General features: G+C 44.4%; 19 protein-coding genes. 11 read left to right on the top strand and 8 right to left on the bottom strand.

The window, feature by feature from the left end:
* Nucleotides 1–164: 164 nt before the first annotated feature.
* Nucleotides 165–923, bottom strand: a complete 759-nt coding sequence (locus JC606_RS03280; RefSeq protein WP_137406186.1) for a DeoR/GlpR family DNA-binding transcription regulator — start codon at nt 921–923, stop codon at nt 165–167.
* 280 nt (nt 924–1,203) lie between these two features.
* Between JC606_RS03280 and ltnD the strand changes: the two genes are divergently transcribed.
* From ltnD to JC606_RS03240, 8 genes are all read left to right on the top strand, one after another.
* Nucleotides 1,204–2,118: an L-threonate dehydrogenase gene (ltnD, locus tag JC606_RS03275; RefSeq protein WP_137406187.1), complete on the top strand. Its 915-nt coding sequence runs from the start codon at nt 1,204–1,206 to the stop codon at nt 2,116–2,118.
* Nucleotides 2,119–2,120: 2 nt separating this feature from the next.
* Nucleotides 2,121–3,377, top strand: coding sequence for a 3-oxo-tetronate kinase (gene otnK / locus JC606_RS03270; protein ID WP_198777983.1), 1,257 nt, complete (start codon nt 2,121–2,123; stop codon nt 3,375–3,377).
* An 11-nt stretch (nt 3,378–3,388) separates the two neighbouring features.
* Nucleotides 3,389–4,036, top strand: coding sequence for a 3-oxo-tetronate 4-phosphate decarboxylase (gene otnC, locus JC606_RS03265; protein WP_198777982.1), 648 nt, complete (start codon nt 3,389–3,391; stop codon nt 4,034–4,036).
* Nucleotides 4,036–4,812 carry a 2-oxo-tetronate isomerase gene (gene otnI, locus JC606_RS03260; RefSeq protein ID WP_198777981.1) on the top strand — a complete coding sequence of 259 codons (777 nt, stop codon included), beginning with the start codon at nt 4,036–4,038 and terminating at the stop codon, nt 4,810–4,812. The genes otnC and otnI overlap by 1 nt, the downstream gene beginning before the upstream one ends.
* A 178-nt stretch (nt 4,813–4,990) precedes the next feature.
* Complete coding sequence (locus tag JC606_RS03255; protein ID WP_198777980.1) at nt 4,991–6,445, top strand: GntP family permease; 1,455 nt, start codon at nt 4,991–4,993, stop codon at nt 6,443–6,445.
* A 113-nt stretch (nt 6,446–6,558) separates the two neighbouring features.
* Nucleotides 6,559–7,728 (top strand): glycerate kinase, encoded by a 1,170-nt coding sequence (locus JC606_RS03250; RefSeq protein WP_198777979.1) that lies wholly within the window; start codon nt 6,559–6,561, stop codon nt 7,726–7,728.
* Nucleotides 7,729–7,928: 200 nt separating this feature from the next.
* Complete coding sequence (locus tag JC606_RS03245) at nt 7,929–9,380, top strand: catalase (RefSeq protein ID WP_004740401.1); 1,452 nt, start codon at nt 7,929–7,931, stop codon at nt 9,378–9,380.
* Nucleotides 9,381–9,587: 207 nt separating this feature from the next.
* Nucleotides 9,588–10,460 carry a patatin-like phospholipase family protein gene (locus JC606_RS03240; protein ID WP_198777978.1) on the top strand — a complete coding sequence of 291 codons (873 nt, stop codon included), beginning with the start codon at nt 9,588–9,590 and terminating at the stop codon, nt 10,458–10,460.
* A gap of 93 nt (nt 10,461–10,553) precedes the next feature.
* Here the strand turns inward: JC606_RS03240 and JC606_RS03235 are convergent, their stop codons facing one another.
* The 3 genes from JC606_RS03235 to JC606_RS03225 form a co-directional block, all read right to left on the bottom strand.
* Entirely contained in the window at nt 10,554–11,549 is a 996-nt protein-coding gene (locus JC606_RS03235) for a 2-hydroxyacid dehydrogenase (RefSeq protein WP_198777977.1), read from the bottom strand.
* Between the two features lie 222 nt (nt 11,550–11,771).
* Nucleotides 11,772–12,104 carry a DUF1971 domain-containing protein gene (locus tag JC606_RS03230; RefSeq protein WP_198777976.1) on the bottom strand — a complete coding sequence of 111 codons (333 nt, stop codon included), beginning with the start codon at nt 12,102–12,104 and terminating at the stop codon, nt 11,772–11,774.
* A gap of 68 nt (nt 12,105–12,172) precedes the next feature.
* Nucleotides 12,173–12,973 (bottom strand): ferredoxin--NADP reductase, encoded by an 801-nt coding sequence (locus JC606_RS03225; RefSeq protein WP_198777975.1) that lies wholly within the window; start codon nt 12,971–12,973, stop codon nt 12,173–12,175.
* 331 nt (nt 12,974–13,304) lie between these two features.
* Between JC606_RS03225 and JC606_RS03220 the strand changes: the two genes are divergently transcribed.
* Nucleotides 13,305–14,249: an acyltransferase gene (locus tag JC606_RS03220; protein ID WP_137406195.1), complete on the top strand. Its 945-nt coding sequence runs from the start codon at nt 13,305–13,307 to the stop codon at nt 14,247–14,249.
* Nucleotides 14,250–14,354: 105 nt separating this feature from the next.
* Here the strand turns inward: JC606_RS03220 and JC606_RS03215 are convergent, their stop codons facing one another.
* The 3 genes from JC606_RS03215 to glgX all read right to left on the bottom strand — a co-directional run bounded on the left by JC606_RS03215 (nt 14,355) and on the right by glgX (nt 19,189).
* The gene (locus JC606_RS03215) at nt 14,355–15,083 is read right to left on the bottom strand and encodes a tRNA (adenine(22)-N(1))-methyltransferase (protein ID WP_137406196.1); all 729 of its coding nucleotides are present in this window, start codon (nt 15,081–15,083) and stop codon (nt 14,355–14,357) included.
* Nucleotides 15,084–15,225: 142 nt separating this feature from the next.
* On the bottom strand, nt 15,226–16,968 hold the full coding sequence (locus JC606_RS03210) for a sensor domain-containing diguanylate cyclase (protein ID WP_198777973.1): 1,743 nt from the start codon (nt 16,966–16,968) through the stop codon (nt 15,226–15,228).
* Nucleotides 16,969–17,209: 241 nt separating this feature from the next.
* Nucleotides 17,210–19,189 carry a glycogen debranching protein GlgX gene (gene glgX, locus JC606_RS03205; protein WP_198777966.1) on the bottom strand — a complete coding sequence of 660 codons (1,980 nt, stop codon included), beginning with the start codon at nt 19,187–19,189 and terminating at the stop codon, nt 17,210–17,212.
* A gap of 434 nt (nt 19,190–19,623) precedes the next feature.
* Here glgX and lamB point away from each other — a divergent pair, with 434 nt between their 5' ends.
* A complete protein-coding gene (gene lamB / locus JC606_RS03200) occupies nt 19,624–20,847 on the top strand; it encodes a maltoporin LamB (protein WP_061032119.1) in 1,224 nt (407 codons plus the stop codon).
* Nucleotides 20,848–21,012: 165 nt separating this feature from the next.
* Complete coding sequence (locus JC606_RS03195; protein ID WP_198777964.1) at nt 21,013–21,837, top strand: MalM family protein; 825 nt, start codon at nt 21,013–21,015, stop codon at nt 21,835–21,837.
* A 478-nt stretch (nt 21,838–22,315) separates the two neighbouring features.
* On the opposite strand, the gene pulA is transcribed toward JC606_RS03195, so the two are convergent.
* Complete coding sequence (gene pulA, locus JC606_RS03190) at nt 22,316–26,014, bottom strand: pullulanase-type alpha-1,6-glucosidase (RefSeq protein ID WP_198777961.1); 3,699 nt, start codon at nt 26,012–26,014, stop codon at nt 22,316–22,318.
* Between the last annotated feature and the right edge of the window lie 187 nt (nt 26,015–26,201).

Here is a 26,201-nt window from a genome sequence, read left to right as displayed (position 1 = left end):
TGGATTCGTGACTATTATGCCGTTGAGTAACAATATTATTAACGAATAAAGGGACTTAATTGTAAGAATTATTTTTATCGAGTGGATTAATAAATGCTTTCTCGAGGGAAGCATTCAGGCTCTGAATGGCAATGCGTGAGCCTGAACTTTTGTGGCAATATTCGTTATGAGTTAATGACTTTGATCCCTTTGTCTTGTAGCTCATCGATGACGCTTTTAGGTAGGTTAATATCAGTAATTACGCCATTAAGCGCACCCATATCTAAAGCGTGGAAGCTGGCAATACGTCCGTATTTGGTTGAATCTGAAATAAGATAATTAGTGTGGGCTGCTTGAACAATGGCTTGTTTAACTAATACCTTATTTTCACAAGGCGTTGAGAGTCCCTTTAGATTCCAAGATGAAGAAGAGATAAACGCGATGTCGATATTCATGCCTGCCAAGAACTCAGCTACCTTACCGCCGATGCTGGACTGATTTTCTCGATCAATCTTGCCACCAGTATGGTAGATCTTCGACTGAGTGTTGTTCATCAGGTAAGCTGCAATTGCAAAATCATTGGTGATAATCAACAGGTCGTTTCTTCCAGCAAGATGGTGGGCGATTTCTAGTGAAGTTGTGCCTGCATCCAGATAAATAGTAGAGAATTCCGGCACAAGCTGTGCGGCAAGTAGGCCGATTTGAGCCTTCTCATCAGCTTGTTGCTCTACCTTTATGTCGTGTGACAATTCGCTGTGAAGTGCTTTGGTGAGTTGCACACCACCGGAAACAGAAATGACTTTTCCTGATGTTTCTAACTTCACGATATCTCGACGAATAGTCATATGAGATACCTCTAGGTGCTCTACGAGCTCAGAAATACTGATCACTTCTTGGTGTGATAGCAGGGATAAAATGGTTCTCTGACGTTCAGCTGGGATCATGTTCTTTCTTCTATATTCTTATTTTTCATCATCCTATCAATCTTTCTCTATTTTGTGAATATCTGTGAATATCTGTTGTGAATGAGTTATTAAAACTGCGATAGCGAACAAAAATTCCCCTAATGAATGCCTAGAAAGGGGTAAATTACTTCTTGGTGTTAATTTTTGTTAAAAGTGTGACTTATCACTAAGTCGCACTCGGTTGCTTCACATATAATCACAAACATAAACAAGAATTAACAAATCTAGAATTCAATAATTACGTGAAAGGCATCTTGTTATGAATGAAGTTCAATCTGTTGGTGTTATCGGTTTAGGTTCAATGGGCATGGGCGCAGCTAAGTCATGTGTGCGTGCAGGGCTTGATGTATATGGTTTCGACCTGAATCCACAAACGCTTGAAACTTTGGGTGAATATGGCGCTAAAGCGGTATCAACAAGTGCGCTTGAGTTTGCAGACAAACTCGATTCTGTTTTGGTACTGGTTGTGAATGCGGCTCAAGTTAACACCGTACTTTTTAAAACAGGCTTAGCGGCAGCACTAAAACCTAATACGCCAGTTATGGTCTCAGCAACAATTTCAGCGGAAGACGCAAAGCAGATCGAAGCTCAGCTATCTGAGTATGATCTTGTGATGCTTGACGCACCTGTTTCAGGTGGTGCGGTAAAAGCAGAAGCAGGTGAAATGACTATCATGGCTTCAGGTGCGATTACTACATTCGAGGCATTGGCTCCTGTACTCGATGCGACGGCGGCAAAAGTTTACAACATCGGTGAAGCTATTGGCCTTGGTGCGACGGTAAAGATCATCCACCAATTACTTGCAGGTGTTCACATTGCTGCAGGCGCTGAAGCAATGGCATTAGCAGCTCGCGCGAATATCCCTCTCGATCTGATGTATGACGTTGTGACTAACGCAGCGGGTAACTCGTGGATGTTCGAGAATCGCATGAAGCACGTTGTTGATGGTGATTACTCTCCAAAATCTATGGTCGATATCTTCGTAAAAGACTTGAAATTGGTATCGGATACCGCTCAAGACCTAAAATTCTCGCTTCCACTATCAAGTGCAGCACTGAATATGTTTGTAAGTGCGAGTAATGCTGGCTTTGGTCAAGAAGACGATAGCGCAGTAATCAAAGTGTTCCAAGGCATTGACCTACCGGGTGTTAACACACCAAAAGTGGAGAAGTAATCATGTTATTAGGTGTTATTGCAGACGATTTTACAGGTGCAACAGACATTGCTGGTTTCTTGGTTGAAAACGGGATGCGCACTATTCAATTGAACGGCATCCCGAAGGGTGACTTTGATGCTTCAGCGGATACGGTCGTGATCAGCCTTAAATCTCGCTCTTGCCCGGTAGATGAAGCGGTAACCGATTCGGTGACTGCGCTTAAATGGCTCCAATCTCAAGGCTGCCAACAGTTTTACTTCAAATATTGCTCGACGTTCGACAGCACAGCTGAGGGCAATATCGGTCCCGTAACCGATGCACTTTTGGCTGAGCTTGGCGAATCTTTCACTGTGGTTTGTCCTGCATTGCCCGTTAATGGTCGCACTGTTTACAACGGTCACTTGTTTGTTTTTGGTGAGCTATTAAGTGATTCAGGCATGCGTAATCACCCGGTTACACCGATGACAGATTCCAGTGTCGTTCGAATGATGGATGCACAATCAGAGGGTGTTTCTGGCTTGGTTAACTTCCAAACCATTGAACAAGGCTCTGATGCAGTCACCGCTCGTTTTGATGAATTAAAAGCTCAAGGCAACCGTTATGCGGTCGTTGATGCTTTTAACGCAGAACACTTGGTGACGTTAGGCCAAGCCGCTAAATCTCTGAAGTTAATCACAGGTGGTTCAGGCTTAGCAGCGGGCATAGCAAAAAACTGGATTGAACATCTTGCTGACCAAAGCGACGCAAAAAACGCAGGTAGCCCAATAAAAGCGCCAACGGTTGTGTTCTCGGGTTCTTGCTCGGTAATGACTAATCAACAAGTTACAGCTTACAAGCAACTCGCTCCTCATTTCGCTATCGACGTGAAGGCATGCTTAACCAACGATCAATACGCCAATGAAGTATTCGATTGGGTGATGACTAACAACCAAGGTGAGCTTGCTCCTTTGGTGTATGCAACCGCGGATGCGGCTGCACTGAAAGCCATTCAAGAAGAATACGGTGCACAAGCTTCAAGCCATGCCGTAGAGCAATTTTTTAGCCAGTTAGCTATCAAGCTACAACAACATGGCGTGAAAAATTTCATCGTTGCTGGTGGTGAAACCTCAGGTGTTGTGACGCAAAGTTTAGCGGTTAAAGGTTTTCATATCGGTCCTCAAATCGCACCGGGTGTGCCTTGGGTTAAGTCGGTTGAAGGTGAGCTTTCATTAGCACTTAAATCGGGCAACTTTGGTGACGAGAATTTCTTCGCTAAAGCGCAATCATTCTTTTCATAAGCGAGATTCAGATGAGTAAAGTTTTGATGAACGAGCAGCAGTTAAGAGAGCAAATGGTAACGCTCGCTCGTTCGATGTTCGAACGAGGTTACGCTACAGGCGGGGCGGGTAATCTCTCTATCAAATTACCTAATGGGCATTTTTTGGCAACACCAACCGGCTCTTCATTTGGTCGCCTTGTCGCTGAGGAATTGTCGGTTGTTGATATTGATGGCAACCATATATCAGGTAAAAAACCGTCAAAAGAAGCCGCGTTTCACCTAGCGATTTATAGAAACAACGCAGAGTGCAATGCGATTGTGCACCTGCATTCAACATACCTGACTGCACTTTCATGCCTTGAAGGGTTGGATCGCAACAACGCGATTAAGGCGTTTACGCCGTACTTTGTGATGCGAATTGGTGAACTACCTGTGATTCCTTACTTGCGCCCAGGAGATCCTCAGATCGCTGAAGAGCTTGCAAAGCGAGCTGGCGACTACCGAGCCTTTTTGTTGGCGAATCATGGTCCAGTAGTAACAGGCACTGACTTTGTCGATGCCGTGGACAATGCAGAAGAGTTAGAAGAGACCGCCAAGTTAGCGTTTTTACTGAAAGACAAAGACATCCGTTACCTCACTGATGAAGAAGTGATGGATCTAAAAGGGAGAGGCAAATAATGGCTAAATTCGCAGCAAACCTAACCATGCTATTTACAGAAGTGCCATTTTTGGAGCGTTTTGAGAAAGCACACCAAGCTGGTTTTAAAGCGGTGGAATACTTATTCCCTTACGCGTTTGAAGCTGAAGAACTGGCAGAAAAAATGCATAAATTTGGTTTTGAACAGGCGCTTTTCAATATGCCCCCAGGTGATTGGGATGCAGGTGAACGTGGCTTTGCAGCGATTCCCGGCCGTGAAGAAGAGTTTAAAGCCAGCGTTGATACGGCACTTATGTACGCTAAAGCCCTGAACTGCAAGAAAATTCACGCGATGTCGGGTCTACATGATGCGAATTTCACGAGACAGCGACACGTTGAAACCTTTATCTCAAATATTCGTTTTGCCGCAGATAAGTTTGCTGAGCAAAACATCGAATTGATGATTGAACCGCTGAATAGCCGTGATGTTCCTAATTACTTTGTTGCTCACCAACGTGATGCTGTCGAACTGATTAAGTTGGTCGATCGGCCAAATGTGAAGCTGCAACTCGACCTTTATCACGCGCAAATCATGGATGGTGATTTAAGTACTTTGATTCGTGAAGTTGCTGCTTATACCGGTCATATCCAAATTGCTTCTGTGCCAGAAAGGCATGAACCATCGGAAGGCGAACTGAACTACCCACACTTGTTTAGTGTTTTGGATGATTCAGGTTACCAAGGTTGGATTGGTTGTGAATATAACCCAAGAGGCACGACAGAAGAGGGGCTTGGCTGGGTAAAAAGTTACCTTTAACTCAGTATGAAGGGCGTTGTTCCGCCAAGTCTTATACAAGCAAGCACTGATGTAGATAACACGGCTTATAAATAAGCCAAAGCATAACAATAAAGTGCAGTGGGTGACCCGATATCACCCATATGCACCACCCTACAATTTTCATAAAAATGAAGAAAGAGACAAAAGGAATATAAAAATGGATGGAGCACTGATAGGCATTGTAATTGGCATCTTAGCCATGATGGGTATGATCATTAAAACGAGAATCCCAGTCGCACTTGCTATGATTATTGCCAGTATCATCATGGGTCTGTTTGCTGGTATGGCACCAACAGAGTTGATTAATGCAATTAAAGCCGGTTTTGGTGGTGTACTTGGTGGCATTGGTTTGATTATCGCGTTCGGCGTAATCATGGGTGCTTGTTTCGAGCGTTCTGGAGCAGCTGTTCGAATGGCAAAAACGTTTGTAAAACTGTGTGGCAAAGGTCGTGAAGACTTAGCACTAGGTTTTACAGGGGTGCTTGTCGCTATCCCAGTTTTCTGTGACTCTGCGTACATCATCTTACACTCTCTTGTTCGCGCAATTTCACGAGACACGGGGAAATCAGCCGTTGGTTTAGGCGTTACCCTAGCTCTAGGCCTACTGATTACTCACGCACTTGTGCCACCAACACCTGGTCCGGTTGCTGTTGCAGGAATTCTTGGTGTCGACCTTGGTCAATACATGTTGTGGGGCTTAATGGTTTCAATCCCTATGATGCTACTATCTATGATTTACATCCGTCGTGTAGGTAACGAATACTACCGTGTACCAAATGGTGAAACATGGATCACTAATCAAGCAGATTGGGCAAACCTTGAGAAAGTAAAAGAGACAGACGACAAAGAACTACCAAGTAACTTCTTATCATTTGGTCCAATCCTTCTGCCAATCGCATTCATCCTAATCAACACGCTTGTTGGCCAAGGTGACACTGCAATGCATACCGTTATTTCACTAATTGGTAACCCAGTGGTTGCTGTTGGTATCGGTGTTCTTATGGCGCTATACGGTCTTACTCGTCATATTGAGCGTAAAGATATGGTTAGCTCAATGGATGACGCGTTATCTACAACAGGTCTAATTCTTGTAGTAACTGGCTGTGGTGGTGCTATGGGTGCTGTTCTTAAAGCATCTGGTGCTGGTTCTCAAGTTGCAGAAGCTATCGCGAGCAGCGGCATTCCACCTCTACTTGTACCACTAGCCATTGCTTCAATGCTTCGTCTAATCCAAGGTTCAGCAACGGCATCTATGATGGTTGCAGCAACGATGACGCTGCCATTGGTTGAAACGTTAGGTCTAGACTCAGTATTCGTAGCACTTGCATGTGCGGTAGGCCCGGTTGGCTTCTCTCATTTGAACGATTCGTACTTCCACATCATCAACCGTACGCTAGGGATTACTGAACTAGCCGACCAAATCAAGATCTGGTCTGTGTCTTCAACTATCGCATGGGCGATTGGTGCAAGCATCATCATGGTTCTAAACTTGGTGTTTGGTAAAGGCGGTACACTGATTGATCCATTGATTCCAATTGCAGTTTTAGCAGCAGTATTTATCTGGCTAAAAAGCAAAGAGAAATCACAAGTAAAGGCAGCCGTTACTAACTAATACCGCTTACCTTTATATACTGCCCTTATTGCTTGATTGGCTTGCTAATCTGACATAGGGGCATTTTTGGATCGACAACCTATCAAAATTATTATTTCCTTGGATTTATCAGTATGAAAATAGTTATTGCACCAGACTCGTTTAAAGAATCTTTATCGGCTGTATCGGTGGCGGCGTGTATTGAACAAGGTTTTCGTGAAGTCTTCCCCGACGCGGATTACGTGACCTTGCCTTTGGCTGATGGCGGTGAGGGTACGGTTGATGTTTTGCTACAAGGTTTAGCAGGGAAAAAGCGAGTAACTCAGGTTGAAGGGCCATTGGGTATGCCTGTAAATGCGGAATGGGCAATGCTTGAACCTTCAGAGCGTAATCCAAACAAAACCGCACTGATTGAGATAGCGGCGGCATCTGGTCTAGATTTACTGACGCCAGAGCAGCGTGATCCTCTGGTGGCTTCTTCCTTTGGTACAGGTCAGCTCATTTTAGAAGCGATGCAGCAGGGCGCTCAAACGATCATTCTAGGCTTGGGCGGCAGTGCAACCAACGATGGCGGTGCGGGGATTGTTCAGGCGTTAGGGGGTAAGTTGCTCAATAGTGAAGGACAAGAGCTCAGCCGAGGTGGTGCTGTGCTAGCGGAGTTAGCATCTATTGACCTAACAGGTCTAGATTCACGCTGTGCCGATATAAAGTTGATTGTCGCATGTGATGTTGATAATCCATTGTGTGGTGATAATGGTGCTAGTCATATCTTCGGTCCACAAAAGGGTGCAACCCCAGAACAAGTTTTAATGCTTGATAAAGCTCTTGCGAATTTTGCTCAAATCGCTGAAACGCAGGGTTGTGTTAGTGGTGATGAACCCGTTCACAGCCGCACTGGTTATGGTGCCGCTGGTGGAGCTCCAATGGGACTCAGCTTGCTATTCAACATGCAGATTAAGCCCGGCATTGAGATGGTACTTGATGTATTACAAGCTGATGAGATATTGAAAGGTACCGACCTTGTGATTACGGGGGAAGGGCAGATGGATAATCAAACCTTGCAAGGCAAAACACCTTATGGCATTGCCAAGCGTGCAAGTTTACAAGGTATTCCAACCATAGGTATTGCCGGATCACTGGGCACTGAAGTCGAAGCGCTTTATGGTGAAATGAGCAGTTTGTTCGGGACTGTGCGCTCTCCACAGTCACTCGAGCAAGTACTACGAGAAGCTGAATTGAACTTAATTAGGACGGCAAGAAATATAGCTTCGACGCTGAAGTTAGGTCATGTAATTCTTAAATAAAATTCGGTGATACAAAGGCTTAGTTAACTCACCTGTTCGATAGGTTTTATAGATAGCAACGATAAATATAAACGATTATATTTTCTGGTCACTCAGGTCTATTCTTTATCCATATTATTTTAGTGGTTTTTAATGTATTGAATCCGCTTAAATCTAAGATATGGCAACGATGCGATATCTTTTACCTTAAGGAATAGACCATGAGTAAAAAACTAACTACAGCTGCGGGTTGTCCTGTTGCTCATAACCAGAATGTTCAAACGGCGGGCAAACGTGGCCCACAGCTTCTACAAGATGTTTGGTTTTTAGAGAAATTGGCTCACTTTGATCGTGAAGTGATTCCAGAGCGTCGCATGCACGCAAAAGGCTCAGGTGCTTACGGTACATTTACCGTGACCCACGATATTACCAAATACACCAAGGCAAAACTGTTCTCTGAAGTGGGCAAGAAAACCGACTTGTTTGCACGTTTTACGACAGTAGCGGGCGAGCGTGGCGCGGCTGACGCAGAGCGTGATATCCGTGGTTTTGCATTGAAATTCTATACTGAAGAAGGTAACTGGGACATGGTAGGCAACAACACGCCAGTGTTCTTCTTACGCGATCCTCTTAAATTCCCAGACCTAAACCACGCGGTGAAACGCGATCCACGCACTAACATGCGTAGCGCGAAGAACAACTGGGATTTCTGGACCTCTCTGCCTGAAGCACTTCACCAAATCACTATCGTAATGAGTGATCGTGGTATCCCTGCGACTTACCGCCACATGCATGGTTTTGGTAGCCACACATTCAGCTTTATTAACAGCGATAATGAGCGTTTCTGGGTTAAATTCCACTTCAAATCTCAGCAAGGTATTAAGAACTTGTCGGATGCTGAAGCAGCGAAGCTGATCGGCGAAGATCGTGAAAGTCATCAACGTGATCTGCTAGAAAGTATCGATAACCAAGACTTCCCAAAATGGACACTTAAAGTTCAAGTGATGCCAGAAGCGGACGCAGCGAAAGTACCTTACAACCCATTCGATCTTACTAAGATCTGGCCACATGCAGACTACCCATTAATTGAAGTGGGTGAGCTAGAGCTTAACCGTAACCCAGAGAACTTCTTCGCTGAAGTTGAGCAGTCGGCATTCAACCCTGCTAACGTGGTTCCAGGTATTAGCTTCTCTCCAGACAGAATGCTACAAGGTCGCTTGTTTGCTTACGGTGATGCGCAGCGCTACCGTTTAGGTGTGAACCATCAGCATATTCCAGTGAATGCACCTCGTTGTCCAGTCCACAGCTACCACCGTGACGGTGCGATGCGTGTCGATGGTAACTTTGGCAGCACGCTAGGTTATGAGCCAAACAATGAAGGCCAATGGGCAGAACAACCAGATTTTGCCGAACCAGCATTGAACCTTGATGGTGCGGCAGCGCATTGGGATCACCGTGAAGATGAAGATTACTTCTCACAACCGGGTGATTTGTTCCGCTTAATGACTGCAGAACAACAAGCAATCCTATTCGATAACACAGCACGTAACTTAGGCGGCGTGCCTAAAGAGATTCAGCTGCGTCACCTAAGACACTGTTACAAGGCTGACCCAGCATATGGTGAAGGTATTGGTAAGCTGCTTGAAATCGATGTGAGTGAATTTAAGTCGTAATCGATTCGCTTAATTCATTAAATTGAAGGCCGTTGAGTTAATCACTCAATGGCCTTTTTAGATCATTGGTCTAAGTAAATTATTGAATCTTAGACAGTTACCTAACAATAGTTTTTTCCTATCGAAGTAATAAATTATGCCCATTATCTTTATGATTTAGGTGGGATTATCCTACAGCTATCAGTTTATAAAGTAGTAGAGTTTGAGATGAGTAAAAGTGCATTAATCGTTGAAGGTGGGGCAATGAGAGGCATCTTTGCAGCCCGAGTATTAGACGCCTTTATGCAAGACGATTTTCGTCCTTATGATTTTGCGATTGGCGTATCTGCGGGTGTGTCTAATTTGGTTGGTTACTTATCTCAGGCGCCAAAACGCAGCTACAGTGTCATTACCACGATGGCGACCGATAAAACGTTCTTTAACCCAGCCCGCTTTGCTAAAGGTGGCAACTTGGTTGATGTGAAGTGGTTATGGAATGAATCAAACCAACGTTACCCACTGGATTGTGGAGAGCTATTTTCAAGCATTCCACTGATTGCGGCGGTGACTAACGTCGACACAGGCAGTGCAGACTACTATCACATCAAGCCAGAAAATCTCTCGAACGTGGTTGAGGCAACAACCGCTCTGCCTATCGCTTATCGTGAAACACCGTGTTTCTCTGGTGGTTGTTATACCGATGGTGGGGTCGCGGATTCAATTCCGGTTCGTGAAGCATATCGACGAGGTGCGCGTGAGATAACTGTGATTCTTTCCCATCCACTGAGCTACCGAATGAAGCCGCAGAAGTATCAATGGATGCTGAAAAAGCTGTTAAAGAAATTCCCCAACATTGCAGAATCGATGGCGGTGCGTGCTGAAAACTACAACCAATCTTTGGAGTTCATTCGTAATCCGCCTGAAGATGCGATCATTAAGGTGATAGCGCCACCTGAGGCGTTCGCGGTTAAGCGACTCACTATGGATAAAGCGATATTGGATGCAGGTTATGAGATGGGCCTGAAAGCAGGGGAAGAACACTTGGCGATTCGCAAAGGGACCTATGGTTTAGATATCGAGGACTGCCACTTCTGCATCTAGTTTTGATACTGAGATAAACCAAAAAGCCACGCTATTCTTAAGAACCTGCGTGGCTTTGTATTTGTAGAGCTAGTTTGTTTTTAACTCAGTCCGTTATTCGACGAGTTCGTTGTCGCTGGTGTTGCCTGCAAAGAAAGCATCAACACTGGTTAGGGTTGTGTTCGCGATATTGAACAGAGCATCTTTGGTTAAGAAAGCTTGGTGACCTGTGAATAGCACGTTGTGACAAGCCGATAGACGGCGGAACACGTCATCAACAATTACGTCATTCGATTTGTCTTGGAAGAACAGCTCTTTCTCGTTGTCATACACATCAAGGCCAAGCGCGCCAATCTTACTCTGTTTAAGCGCTTCGATAGCAGCCGTTGAATCCAGTAGTTCACCACGGCTGGTGTTGACGATCATCACGCCATCTTTCATTTTCTCAAACGCTGTCGCGTCTAACAGGTGGTAGTTCTCTTTACTCATCGGACAGTGCAGAGAAATCACATCAGACTCTTTGTAAAGCTCGTCTAGCTCTACATATTTAGCGCCTAGCTCAACGGCTAGTGGATTTGGGTATGGGTCGTAACATAGGATGTTCATGCCTAAGCCTTTCAGAATACGCATGGTCGCGAGGCCAATTTTACCGGAACCAATCACACCCACAGTTTTGCCGTAGAAGTTAAAGCCAACCAAGCCTTCTAGAGAGAAGTTTGCATCACGAGTGCGTTGGTATGCCTTGTGAAGTTTACGGTTCAAACACATCATCATACCGACAGTGTGCTCGGCTACTGACTCTGGTGAATAAGCAGGAACGCGCACCACTTGTAAGCCAAGCTCTTTGGCTGCGTCTAGGTCGACCTTGTCAAAGCCAGCACAGCGCATTGCAATCAGTTTTGTACCGCCTTGTGCAAGAATCTCTAGCACTTCTCGCGATAGGTCGTCGTTTACAAACGCACAAACCACTTCATTGTCGTGCGCCATTTTCGCTGTGGTTGTGGTGAGGCGAAAATCATGGAAATGAAACTCAGCGTTGAGTTCGCCTTTCGCAAGGTTGAATGATTTTTCGTCGTATGATTTTGAGCTAAAAAAAGCAATGTTGAGCATGGCTTCCTCTCTTACCTAAAAAATGAATACCCCAATTATGTTTATTTGATAAGGGGTAAAAACTAACAACTCCGTTCAGTGTGCTAGAGTTTTTTTGTATTGTCTATCACCATTAGTCATTGTAATTACTATGGTTATTTGGTCTCTTGTTGTTATTTACTGAACATCAAAAATCACATTACGATGTAGCTTGCTTATAAGTTCATCAATGCAGAATCGGTCTTACTTTCGAGTATTGAACATCTTCTTGGTCTCTTTTTCTGACCAGAAGTTAATGTTGAATTGCGCGTCGTCACTCAGTTCTACTCGGTGCCAATATTGAGGTGGACTAGTGGCAAATTGCCCTGCTTCAATAGTGATAACGGTTTCTGGTTCTGTCGCTTCTGCATCGGCAAAGCCATAGAAAGTGACGGTGCCTTCCATTACGCAGATCTGACCAAACACGCCTTCAGCTGTATTGTGATGATTGAGCAGTGCTTCTGGGATGTTGTCCTTAGTGAAAAACGGTGTTGAACGTTGGATTTTCCAGTGAGAAGGAATACGTAAATGACTCATATAAAACCTCTTATTTAACTTTAACTGTTTTTTGAAATCGATACTTCGGTGTTTTAGGTGGCCTATCTTTACCAGTAATTTTCACTGCTGAATTGACCAGGCTTTCGGCGTAGATGCTTCTCGAAACCTAAACTTGTTAGTGCGTCACTTGTGTCACGAACCATTTGCGGATTGCCGCAAAGGTAGAAGAAACTGTGGGTTTGATTGAAAGTGACAGACGCGGCTTGCTCGAGGTCGCCTCCAAGTAACAAACCTGGGATTCGTCCGCGCAAAGTTCCGGTAACTGATTCTCTAGAAATAATTGGCACATATTTAAGTCTCCCTTGAAAGTGATCAACGAGTTGAGTTATACGATCTCGATAAGTGAGGTCTTGCTCTGTTCTTACGGCATGCACCAGAACCAGATTTTTGAATGAAGAGGCTTTGTCTGAAGCCAACTCATTCTGCTGTATCTGCATGCTCTCAAGCATTGAGATAAACGGGCCTACCGCGGTTCCGGTTGAAAGCATCCATAGATCGTCTGTGATCTCTGGGATCTCATCTAATGTCATGAAACCACTTGGGTCTTTGCCGACAAAGATGTCATCGCCAGCTTGCAATTCGTGAAGTTGAGGCGAGAGCTGACCGTTCTGATCCTTAATAATCAAAAACTCTAGATGCTGATGGCCTTGCTCATGCTCTGGTGCATTCACCATGGAATAAGCACGTCTCACGAACTCACCTTCGTTATTGAGCAAACCAAGCTTAGTAAACTGACCTGCTTGATAAGAAGAGACAGGTGCACTGACTTGGAGTGAGAACAATTGATCTGTCCATTCTGTCTTGTTTAGGACTTTGCCTGTGACTAAACCATGAGGAATATCTGTCATATCATCACCTATAAGAAGAGAAGTTATCTCATTAAGGATACTCAACTATTTACACTTTAGAGTTGCATGTACCATGCCAATAATGAGAATGCTTATCAATACCAGCTTCAAGGGTGATTGTCGGAGTAAGTGTTGTCAAAAAGACAATATTAAAATTGTGTTTAAATGACACTATGGTGTATTTTGGATTCTTTTTAATAGGCTTTAGCAAGTTGAATATCGTTGAAATAGGTTGAGTGGTTTGACCCCTAGGATATTCAACCAATTACTGAAGAGAATAATTTATAGATGCGTATAATGGCGGCTTTCGTTCTCAATATAACTGTGTTTTATGCTTGATAATCTTCGTATGGCCTTGAACGTATTGTTCGTGACCATTAATACTGCATTCACCGCATTAGCTGTGAGCCTGTTTGCCCTAATCAAACTTATTTTGCCAATCTCTGTCATTCAAAAATCATGCACTCGCTTAGCTAACTTCACATTCTGGTGTTGGGCTTCTCTTAATTTGTGGATGTTGAACGCCAACAACGACATCGAATGGCAAGTGGAAGGGGGGGAAGATATTTCGACCAAGCAGTGGTATTTGATGATGTCTAACCACTTAAGCTGGGCAGATATTGTGATTTTGTCTTCGATCTTAAAAGACAAAATGCCGATGACGAAGTACTTCTTGAAACACGAATTGCTGTGCGTACCATTTGTTGGCTTGGCCTGCTGGGGCTTAGATATGCCATTCATGAGACGCTACTCTCGTGAGTTCCTATTACGCAACCCAGAACGCCGTAATGATGACTTCAATGCAATCAATAAAGCGTGTACTAAGTTCAAATTAGCACCGACAACATTGGTCAACTTTGTTGAAGGGACTCGTGCAAACCACGAGAAACTTGCGTCAGCGAAAACTCCTTACCGCCATCTATTGAAGCCGAAAACGGGTGGTGTGGCTTTTGCCTTATCTGCAATGGGTCCAATTTTGGATGGCATCGTGGATGTGACTTTAGCTTACCCTGAAAACCAAACCTCTCCGTTTGAAGATATGCTGAAAGGCAAAATGACTAAGGTCGTTGTGCGTATTAAATTGCATCCAATGGATGAGAACGTGAATGGTAACTACTTCGAAGATAAGGCATTTAAACGTCGCTTCCATAGTTGGTTAAACAACACTTGGAAAGAGAAAGATGCCTACCTAGATACGGTCTATGGGGTTGATAAGCCTTCTGAGGTAGAGACAGTTGATGAGGCTGATAAGCTTTATAAGAAACAAGAGCAGTAAGCTCAAACTGAACAAATAGTATTAAAAAAGCCGATAGCTCATTGAACTATCGGCTTTTTTTATTGATTCGACTTTCTTAACCTTCAACAATCAAGTTAGTCCTTACTATGGCTGAACCGCTTGGTAGGCATCAATAATATGCTTCACTTGGCTAGGTTTACCTTGTTTCTCTTGCCCTTGATGGATACGCAAGTAGTGCTGCAGTGTTTTTGCTTTGTACTGCTGAGATACCTTAATCTGCTCATCGTTGTTTGGAGTCCAGATCTTATCACCGACGTTTGAAATCTCGCTTACTGTCGAAGTATCTACTCTTTCACCTCGGTTATTGCTGACCAATAAAATTTCGTAGTAGCGGCGATTCTCCTCAATCAACACCTCATCAATCAGGCCGAACTTGAGCGATTTTAAGTGGCTTCTTAGCTCAAATTGCTGATGAACAGGGCAGAGCAAGAAGTCGATTGTTTTGTCTGGATGCTGGCGGTGAATATCGTCCACAAGCTTCTGTGTTAGATCGCCACCGACTCCTGCAATGATGACCAGATGCTTGCCTGTGTGTTTTTCCAATGGGATTGCAGAGACATCCATACAGTAGACTTGCCATTGGCTAGTGACTTTTTGTTGTGCCATCTCGCTTTGTGGAAAGTAACGCAGCAGTTTGCTTTCTAGCTCGCTCATTAGGGACGGAACAATATCGACAAAGTGAATTTGAGGGGCTTTGTTGTCCGCCAACAGTTGAACGCCCAAGAAGCCATGATCACAGCAACAGTCCCAAATGTGTTGGTAGTCATTACTGACAAGGGAGTGGAGAGTTTGCAGTCGGTTACTTAGCTTCATAAGGTCCGTATCGTTGGAAAGGTGAGGTTGTCGTGTTGAACGCGCATTGTAATGACTTTCTATAAAAACAAAAGCACCGAGAGCGTGAACCCTAGGTGCTTTGTTTTCATCGGTATCCGAGTAAGGGATTTGCTAGGGCAACTTACGAAGCCTTTGCAACTGCCCTGATGTGCCCTTCAACTCGATTTTTTCCGAGTTGTTGAGCGATAAGTTTTGCTTGCTCCGCAAGTGCTAGGGCTGTATCTGGCTCTCCCTCTATTTGAGAAAAACCGACACTCACGCCTAAAGAGAGGCTGATGTCTGGCGTCACAATCGTTTTCTCTGCTACGCCAATTCGGCATTGATCCAGTTGGAACTTGGCGTCGTTAGCGTCGTTTGCTTTGAATAATACCGCGAACTCTTTGCCTCCAACACGAGCAAGGCACAGCTCTTTAGGCTTCGGAAAGTACGAGCGCAAAGCCTCAGCTGTTAGCTTGATCATCTTGTCACCCACGGCTTCACCATAAGCACGGTTTAAGTGATCAAAGTTATCGATATCGAGTAGAGCGATATAGGTTTCTGGCTGGTTGGCGTAGTTTTCCAATGCAAGGTTGAAGCTGCTTTTATTGTCCAGTTGCGTCATCAGGTCTTTGCTACTCAACTGGTGCTGAAGCAGTAAGTTAGACAGTGAGACTTCCGTGTAATCTCTGATCATACGTAAGATATTCTGGCTAATAGGCAAGTTCGCATTTACATATAACACCGCAATTAACTGCTGACGTGAGTATAGAGGGAGACAATAGTGGCGCTGGTCTATTTTGAGTTTACGGGCGAGTGGATCGGCGTCTTGACCGTTTCGATAGACCATAGCATTTGCGACAAAACGTTCTGAGAGCACTTTGTCACAATGCACCGTTGATTTGTTCCCATGATAATCAAGTGTACTGAATGAGTGGTTCTCTGGTTGGTAGAGACAGAATTGAATACCTTTATGATAGGTAAAGTTATCCAAAATAGACTTCAGTTTGCGTTTAAAGCTCGCAAGGTCTTCTACTTTATTGAGCTGAGATAAAGAGACATTTAAACGATAAGCCAGGTAGTTGGCACCAATCCACAATAGAAGGAGCGAGCCAAGTACAACGCCTGTTAACGTAAATTGATGTGAGCTGGTTAAGATGTCGTGACGATCGGTGCCCGCAATAAACACCCAATTCAAGCTGTTGTCCGCATCAAATACCGATATTTTGAAATTATCTTGATAGTAGTACTCATGCTTTCCGGCCAATTGCCCTTGTGAAAGTTGGTGGCTAATACCCGCATGATAGCTAATGGACTTCGAGCCAATTCGTTTTGGGTCTGGATGGAAGACGAGTCGTTCAGTTGCTTTATCTACAACAAATACATAGCCATTATTTAGCGTTTTTAAATCTCTTAAGCCTTGTGTGGTGTGCAGTAAATCAAACTCAATCCAGATTTCTTCGTTGAGCTTTTCTGCTGTGTGTTTAACCGCGAAAACCCATCGACCATCTGCTTTCTGGTAAACGGAAGAGATGTAGAAATCTTCAACAACACCGTCTATTGAATACCATTGTATTGTGGCGATTTGCTCATTGGAAAGAGGAAGGCCACGGGTAGAGACGTAATGCTGAGAGTTAGGTTGGTATCGGATGATATCGGAGAAGTTTGGTGTTCTTTTTAGAATATTACCGCTGAGTTCACGAAATTTTTGGTCGCTAAAATCGGTGGTGTTGGGTAAGCCTAGACTGGTTTCTAAGAAATAGAGTTTGCCGAATACGGCCTCGATGTTGGAACGAATAGTCGCGCTTGCGATGCGAATGTTTGATGCTGATTGGTTGGTTGCTGCGGTCTCTACTTTTTCTAATTGAGCTGCTGCGAGGTAAAGCATTCCTCCGGTTAATAAGATTATGTATGGTTTAAAAAGCCGAATAAGTGTTTTAGGTAAAGCCATGATATCCAAAGACGTGATAGATTCATTTTTATAGTACGGCCATACTAAACAGTTTTATTAAGCACATCAATGCAAATGATTCCATATAAAAGAATGAGTTTTGTGATATTCAGCTAACAAAAAAGCCAGCTAAAAACATAACTGGCTTTTATGGTTTTTTCTTTATTATTGAGTGAGCTTAACTTTCACTTAACTCAGTTTTGTTTGGTGAGTAGTGCAAAATAGCCATCGATGTCGGTGAGAGCAACATTTCCCCTTCAGCGTGACCTGGTTTGACATTTCTCAGGTTGGTATCACATATCGTCACCCAGTTTTGTTCACGATCATTGGGTAAGCTGAAACGTGCCGGTGCATTGGTTTGGTTGATGAGGTAAATCAGTTCGTCGCCATCTTTACCTATACCAATGTGGAGTGCTACTGAACTTAAGCGGTTCCAATCATCATGCTCCATCAGCGTGCCATCAACACGGCTCCAGAAGATGCGGTTAGAGTTACGTTTCTCGCCACTGAATGCCTTGATAAAAGGCACCATGTACTGCTGTCGTGCGGCAATCATCTCAGATAACCAAGTTTTGAAGTAGGTCTTGCGCTCGGAATCTTCCCAGTTCAGCCAACTCGTCTCACTATCTTGGCAGTAAGCGTTATTGTTACCTTTTTGAGTATGGGATAACACGTCTGCCGTCAGAATGTGTGGAATACCGAAAGCAAACAGCAGGCTCGCCATGAAGTTACGTTTCTGCTTTTCACGAGTCGCGATAACCAACAGGTTTTCGGTTTCACCCTCTACGCCGTAGTTTTCAGAGCGGTTGTCACCATGCCCATCACGGTTACTTTCACCATTTTCTTCATTGTGCTTATGCTTGTACGAGACAAGGTCTTGCATGGTGAAGCCATCATGGTAAGTGATGTAGTTGACGGTTAGTTTGTAAGGCCAGTGCGCTGCACTGTAGATATCACGAGACCCCATTAGGCGTGTAGCAAACTCTTTAAGGTAGCCTTGATCGCCGCGCCAGAAGCTACGTGTAATGTCTCTCAGCTTGTCGTTACATTCGTTCCAACCAAACGGAAAATTACCCACTTGGTAGCCGTTTGGGCCGATATCCCATGGCTCTGCGATCAATTTGGTCTCTTTAAGCACAGGGTCTTGAGCTACGGCTTTAAAGAAAGCAGCCTCAGGGTTGTAGTTGTCACCTTCGCGCCCCAGTGTGGCTGCCAAGTCAAAACGGAAGCCGTCGACTTGGAATTCGCTTACCCAGTAACGAAGCGTGTCCATGACTAGGTTGAGTGCTGGCTGGTGGGTAAGGTCGACGGTGTTCCCACAGCCTGTGAAGTTTGCATAATGGCAGCCGTGCTTGATGTAAGTTCGGCTATCTAGTGCCTTTAAGTTAAAGGTTGTGCCATCTTCGCCGCCTTCTGCTGTGTGGTTGTACACCACATCTAAGACCACTTCGATACCGTTGCGGTGCAGTTCACGAATCGCAGTTTTGAGCTCAGTTACGGCATCTTTCTCTGCATAACGAGGGTCGGGTACCATAAATAAATATGGGTTGTAGCCCCAGTAATTCACTTTACCCATATCAAGCAGGTGGGGTTCGTGCATGCAGGCCGCAATGGGCAAAAGTTGTAATGAGTTGATGTTTTGTTGCTTGTAGAACGCAAGCATTTCAGGGCTGACTAACCCTAGGTAACGGCCTTTGATATTACTTGCGACTTCAGGGTGAAGTTGAGATAGGCCTTTAACATGCGTTTCAAACAGAACGGTCTCTTCACGGCTACTTCGTGGCTTTTCGACGCCTTGCCAGTCGAAGGTATCATCAACAACGACACATTTCGCCATCGTAAAGCTTTTCTCATTACTATAAGGCGTGGTGTAGTGGAGCGGCTCACTTATCGCTTTAGCATAAGGGTCAGAAAGTAATATTGGACCATTAGCTGTTTCTGCAATGAATCCGTATTTTTGCCCCGCTTTAATACCTTCGATAAATACATATCGAATATCAGCGTATTCATTGTCCAATTTATAAGTTGTGAACTCCTCGTTCTCATCAAAAAGAGCGAGTGAAAGAGATTTACAGTCAGGAGAATAAATAGAGAAGTTGCAGCCAGTGTTACCTAGCGTTGCGCCTAGCGGATAAGGGCGAGCGAGCGTTCTAGTCATTGCTTGATTTCTTGTTCGTTTATCAACATCAGTGAACTATTAGTAAAAGGCTTTGTCACAGTAAGGTCAAGCAACTTCACAGATTAATTACGGTTAAAAAAATAATTGATCGATGAAGTTCAAATTATATATTTGAAGTAGATCTCACTTATGCTGAATAATTAGATCTTCGTGCTGTCTACTCCTCCTAGATTAAGTGATCTACCTCTTTAAAACGCCATTCTGTATATTTTCTACTCCCCTCTAGTCCCCCTTAATTTAGTTGGGGGTGGAGGAAGTCAAACTTGTCATCCCCTCTTAATATTGACCCCGTTGAAACGAATCAGGGGAAACCCTAAACCTCTCTATCTTACGACTACCATAACTGCCTTTGGTTGCCGCAAGAGAGCAAAAATATAAAAACCTAAAATAAATCGTCCTTAATGGAGTTAAGAATGAAAAAAGTAAGTTTGATTGCTGCTGCAGTGGCGACTACGCTAGCTGCTGGCTCTGCGTTCGCTGTTGACTTTAATGGTTACATGCGTGCTGGTACTGGTATCAGCGGCAACGGTAATGGTGATGTATCAGTTAACAAAAACGGTATTGGTCGTCTAGGTAACGAAAATGACAACTACTCTGAGTTTGGCCTAGCTGAAGAACTAAAAACTGGTGAGCAAACGTGGCGCGTTGAGTCAATGATTGCTTCTGGTGCACCAGGCGCAAATGGTTGGGAAGATTCTGATTTTAACGTTGCTCAGTTTGCAGTTAAAGCGAAAGGCGTTCTATCTTTCGACCAAGAAGCGACTCTTTGGGCTGGTAAAACATACTACCAACGTAAAGATATCCACATCACTGACTTCTATTTCCTAAACACATCTGGTACTGGTGGTGGTGTTGAAAACATTTCAATCGGTGACCAAAAGCTATCTGTTGCACTAATCCAAGATGGCGCGACTGACGATTCAACTGGTTACATCTTTGATGCTCGTCTAGCGAACATCGGCCTATGGCAAGATGCATCTCTAGAATTAGCACTAGCGTACAACTTCGCAACTGATTCAGATAACGCGAGCGAGTCTGCTGACGACGGCCTACTAGCTTCTGCAATTTTACACCAAGGAACGAGCAACGGCTTCCACCAGACAGTACTTCAGTACGGTACTAACGGTTACGGCGTACAAGCTGCAAACTTCTGGGGTTCTGGTTCTTACTACGCACGTGGTACTGAAGCATTTAACGAAGCATCCGGTTTCCGTCTAATTAACTGGGGTGTAATGAACCTTGGCGAATCTTGGGAAATGGGTCACCAACTAGCTTACCTAGCGGGTAGCGATATCGGTGGTGCAGATAAAGATGGTAACTACACAAACAAAACTTTCGACATCGATCAGTACTCTGCTGTAGTTCGTCCAATGTACAAGTGGAATGACACAATGCGCACAGTATTTGAAGCTGGCTACAACGCTGGTGAGCGCATCGCTGACGGTGGTCTAGCAACTGAAGATTTCGGTAACGCTAAATTCACAGTAGCTCAAGCTTGGGCTATGGGTGACAGCTTCTGGGCTCGTCCTGAAATCCGCGTTTACGGTTCTTACATCCTAGATACTGAAAACAAAGAAGCATTCAACGGCGACGATACAGAATATGTGTTCGGTATCCAAGCTGAAGCTTGGTGGTAAACACTTAGCGTAACCAATCCTAAACTGTCCTAATTCATAGCCGGCTCGCGTCGGCTATTTTTTTAAGGAATGTACGATTAAGTGGATCGTTCCCTAGGTGAATAGTTTTCTTTGTGGTAATTAAAGTTAGTAAATTTCTTAAAAAAATAACAAGAAGGAAGAGTTATGTATTTTAAAGCTCTAATGTTGAGTGGCTGTGTTGCGTTGGCCGGTTGTCAATCTGCACAAGTTGTAGAGCAGGTGCAAGTGGCACAAGCTGAACAAGTTAACTCTCTTGCTGGTCTTCAATTTGCCCCGATGAAGCTGCCAAGCTCGGCAATTTTCGATGTAACACCAGACAGCCAAATTTTGAACTATCAGGGTATAAATAGCCCTGTAGTCGCGATCGAGCTACCGGCGGATCGCGGTGAATACTCTATTAAGATTACAAGCATGATCGGCGACACTGCATTTGTCCCTAATGCGGTTATCTATGATAAGAACGGTCGTGAGTTAGAGCGCTATGGTAAAGATAGCTTCGAATACGCGAAACCAAGATTACATTTGGGTAATCGACTTGTTGCTGAAAACGATTTCTACCCGCCGACCACATCTCAGTCGGTTTACTTAGTTATCTATAGCGAGCAAGAAGATCTTGATGGTTTCACTGATGTCATTCACCCAGCTCGTTTGGACGCGGAAGGCCGTGGTAACTACCTACCAGAAGTTGAAGATATTCCAGTTCCAAACTCGAACGTTGGCAAAATAGAAGTAGCGATTGATCGAGTTGGTTTCTTCTCATTCGGTTCAAGCAGTGAATCAAATGCTAAGCCAGCAGCCGCGAAGGTTGAGGCGATTCAGCCAGAGACACAAACTTACTACCACAATGAAATCAAAGCCGCTGTCGAAGCAGACAATATTCCAAAAGCTTTGGGTCTATTAGACGAAGCGAAAGCACTAGGCATTGAAGGCGCACAAGAAGTCTTTGTAAAAGCAGTTAATAAAAAGTAGCTGATACAATTACAAAGTCTGATTTAAGAGAAGGGACCCTAATAGGGTCCTTTTTTATTGCTAGCGATAAATGAAATACTTTAATTAGTTAAATATTTGAGATTCGAAGACGCGAGCTTATAGATATTCACTAACGCTCTAGCTGATTAACGTAGGTCAATGTCATTTGGATCCGTGATTACTATTAAGTAGGCGTTGGCCTAGACAGCGTCTCTCATTTCTCTATTTCATGTACTTGATTCAAGAAAGCTTATCCTGGGTACAGGAACTGCAACCGAAAGTGAATAAAAAGAAGCCTTCATATTCACCAAGTGCCAACAAGGTTCCTCAATCACTAAAGGTTGAATGTTACTTATGTGTGTTAGGAGAAGGCTTTCTTAGGTTGGCGTTTATTGGGTACAAAAAAGGGAGACTGACGTCTCCCAAAGGCTAGCTTTCGCTTGTTTTATTATCTGTTACTTGAACCTCAGCTTGGAGCTTAATTCTTAGTGACAGATACCACAGCTTTGTCTACATTGTCGTCAAGCTCGTGAATCGCATTCAAAGTGAAGGTGTAGCTGCCCGCTTCCGTTACGCTCAATTGGCAATTGCCACCTGTGCCAATATCGATTGACCCGCTTGTAAGCTCTACAGAATCGCAACCAAAGTTAGGTGTTTCCCAATCAGCATCCGCAAACTTGAAGCCATAGCTACCCGCTTCTAAGTTGCCTGTTACAGAATAAACCCCATTAGCAACAAAGCTCATCGCCCAATCATCAACAGGGTTCCAACCATTCATATCACCACGCACGTACACGGTAGTTTGACCGTACGGAGGAATGCTAGATACATCCTTGTCTGAGTTATCAACCGGCAAACCAGCGCCTTGCGCACCGCTTTGTGCTTGTACAAACACAGCTGTCGTTAGGGCTGGAACTGTGAATGATTCATTAGCAAAGCTCGCGCCTTTCACTATGTCATCGGCAGAGTTTTGTTGGACATCGTGAAGCGCAAAGCCTGTTGCTCCGACGATCTTGAACGTTTGAGATTCATGGGTTGAGTTTACAACTGCGACAATGGCGTCATTAGCGGGATCAAGGTCTTCGCCTGCGGATACACCATCATCGATAGACATCACGATTAAGCCTGCGACTTGGTCTTCGCCAACGTTACGGAAATCGACTCGCTTCATGACTTCGTCAGCTGTATCTAAGCGGAAAAGCTCACTTGAGCTACGGATCTTTAATAGCTCTAGGAATTGCTGCTTAGTTAACTCGATGTCGTCTGCGTCTGGTTTTGCCGTTGGATCAGCAATGATGGTTTTGATCAGATCCCAGTTTGCTCCGTCTTTGTCCTCACGAGGCAAGCCGACATTCCAGTTGTTGTCAGTTCCATCGAACAACACGCGGTTGTACCAGTCACCAGAATCGTAAGAGTCACGCTGCATCGACTTCGAGCGCAGCAGTTCCGAACCCATGTGGATGAATGGTATGCCTTGGCCCAACATTACGGTAGAAAGCGATACCGACTGCATGCGAGCGCGTTCTGCCGAACTTGTGCCAGTTGCGATTTTGTATGCGTTGTTGTCCCATAGTGTTTGGTTGTCGTGTTTTGAAACGTAAGAGATGTTCTCTGAAGGCATCTTGGTGTAACCCGCCGGTGCGCCATTGTAGTCGACGTTTTTACCCAGTTTGGTATCACCTTTGTAATCAATTAGCACGTATTCTGCGAGGTTACCTGCCATTCCTAAGCGAACAAGGTCTTGGTTGTGCAAACGACCGTTGATGGAGTCTTGATCTGTCTTGGTTTCTTCATTGGCAATCGCAGCATTACCGAAGCCTTGATTAAAGCGAAGTGGGTGATTCCCTTCAGAGTCAACACCGCCATCGAACGGGCTACCACCACGAACTGCATCACGTAAACGGTCTGAGAATGTACCGATTTCTGTACCAGCCATGTTGATTTGGTTTGCTTGGTCGAAGCGAGCGTTGTTGGCGACTTCACCAAAGTCCCAACCTTCCCCGTAGAACAGGGTATTTGGGTCAATTTTACGCACTTCTTCAAGCGCTTCGACCATCACGTCTTTTGGCTGGTGGCCCATTAAGTCAAAACGGAAACCGTCCACCTTGTAATCGTCAGCCCACACCTTGAGTGAGTCGACCATCAATTTACCCATCATTAGGTTTTCAGTCGCAGTATTGTCACAACAAGTCGAGTTTTCTACGCCACCTGTGTTGACGTTAAGACGGTGGTAGTACCCAGGGACAATCTTATCTAGTACCGACTTATCATTCACTCCAGATGCGTTGGTGTGGTTGTACACCACGTCCATGATCAGCTTGAGATCCATGTCGTGCGTGGCCTTAACCATTTGACGGAATTCTAGAATACGCTTTGATCCGTTTGGATCCGTTGCGTAGCTTCCTTCAGGAACCGTGTAATGGAATGGGTCGTAACCCCAGTTAAAGCTGTCGAGCATTCGTAAGTCGTTCATTAACGCTTGTGCATCGCCCGTTGAAGGGTCATAGCCGTCGAGTACGTCTTCGATAACTCTGTTTTCATCTTCATTACCACATAAGGCAGCGGCAGGTTTTACATCACACAGTTTCCCAACGGTATCGGTAATATCGACGCGGCTTGCTTCATCTTCATCAACGGTGGCGATATCAAATGCTGGCAAGATATGCAAAGTCGTCAGACCGGCATCTTTCAGCGCTTGAAGATGTTTGACTGATTCACGATCCGCTTCCGTAAGCGCAAGGTATTTTCCATTTAGGCTCGCTGTGCCGAGTTTGTCGCTGAAGCTAAAGTCACGCAGGTGAGATTCGTAAAGTACATGATCTTCGTCTTTCTTTACGGTTGGTCGTTCGTAGTCGTCCCAGTTCGTAGGCTTCAAGGTTGAATCATTCAGGTCAATCACTTGAGAGTATGCAGAGTTCTTCGACAAGCTGAGAGAGTAAGGGTCTGTCACAAGGCGATTTTCTATTTTGCCAGTGGTTGGGTGGTAAACCTTCACTTGGTAGCGGTAGTACATGTTGACGGCGTTAGACACCGATTCTGTTGCCCAGATGCCTGTCTCAGTACTTTCCGTCATTGGGATGACTTGTGAACTTTTTAGATCTTCACTGTATAAGACTAGCTCAACATCTTGGGCTGTAGGTGCCCATAGTTTAAAGGTAGCTGCGCTGCCGTCGATAATAGCACCGAGTTCTTCACTCATTGCATTACCGGCATCCTCACTAGCAAATACCGCGTCAAGCACGCCTGGTTTCTGAATCTCGGTCGAAGAGATAACATCGCCATTGGCATTGTAGGCTACAACAATGATCTGAGATTTCAAAATGGTGCGCAGTGTTGTGTCATCAACGTCAATCGCGACTGCTGGTAAACTTGCTAGGTGGCGGAAACGTTCTTTTAATTCAGAGGATAGCTCGCCATCTTTGCTCAGTTCAATTGCAGTGCCACCGACAATCTCTTTGTCATCATTCATTGAGATGCTGTTATCCAATGCATAGAAGAGTTTTAAAGAATCTGCATTGCTGGCCGCTTCCCAACCTATGGTCGTTGCATCAAGCCAATGTGCTTTTTGACCATCAATATTCACTGGTCGTTCTGAGATAGGCTCGTAGTACAATTCGCTGCTGCCATGGAAACCAAACACACCTTGAGATTCACCGAGTTTATCTAGCTCAACTTTCGAGTTCGCGCTACCAAAGGCTTTTTTGTCACCATTGTGTAAGATGAAGTTCATACACTTATGCGGGTCAGCGGCATCGGGATCGACTTTCAATACATAGTAGGCGCCGTAAGTATCGCTAATGCCATCGTATTCGTAAGGGCTGTTCCAATCGGTTCCAGTCTCACTCAACCCCATTCCGACTAAATCGGTACTGGTACAGCCTTCACCATTCCACAGGTGCAGTCCCCAGCCGTCATAAGTCGATCCAGAAGTGCTTGCTGCGGCGACATCACGTTTATAGTAGATAACCACTTCGTTTTCTGCTGCAGGGTATAGCCCACTGCTGCCAGTGTCAGTACCGTTGTCGCTGTTATTATCACTGCCACAACCTGCGATTAAAGTAGCGGTGAAAAGAAGTAAAATCGCTCTGGTTAAGGTCGATTTCTTGAAGCTTCTTTTCTTTGTATTGTTAAAGGTATTTCGTAGAGTTAAACATTGATTAATATTTATATTGTTCACGTTTCGATATCCATATTTCACTTTTTATGAAGATGAATATCCTAGTCTTAACGGTGGTCAACTATTTGTGATGTCTATATGTAAAGTTGTTTTTAATAAGTAAAAATAAGAAACCTAGTGTCGATATCACGATTTGTACTTGGTTTATGTAGATTTACTTGGATCAAGAACTCATATATTTAATATC

The organism is Vibrio sp. IB15, assembly GCF_016406055.1.
Taxonomy (GTDB): domain Bacteria; phylum Pseudomonadota; class Gammaproteobacteria; order Enterobacterales; family Vibrionaceae; genus Vibrio; species Vibrio chagasii.
Note: the sequence above shows the minus strand (reverse complement) of the source record. Positions and strands in the feature narration are given on the sequence as shown.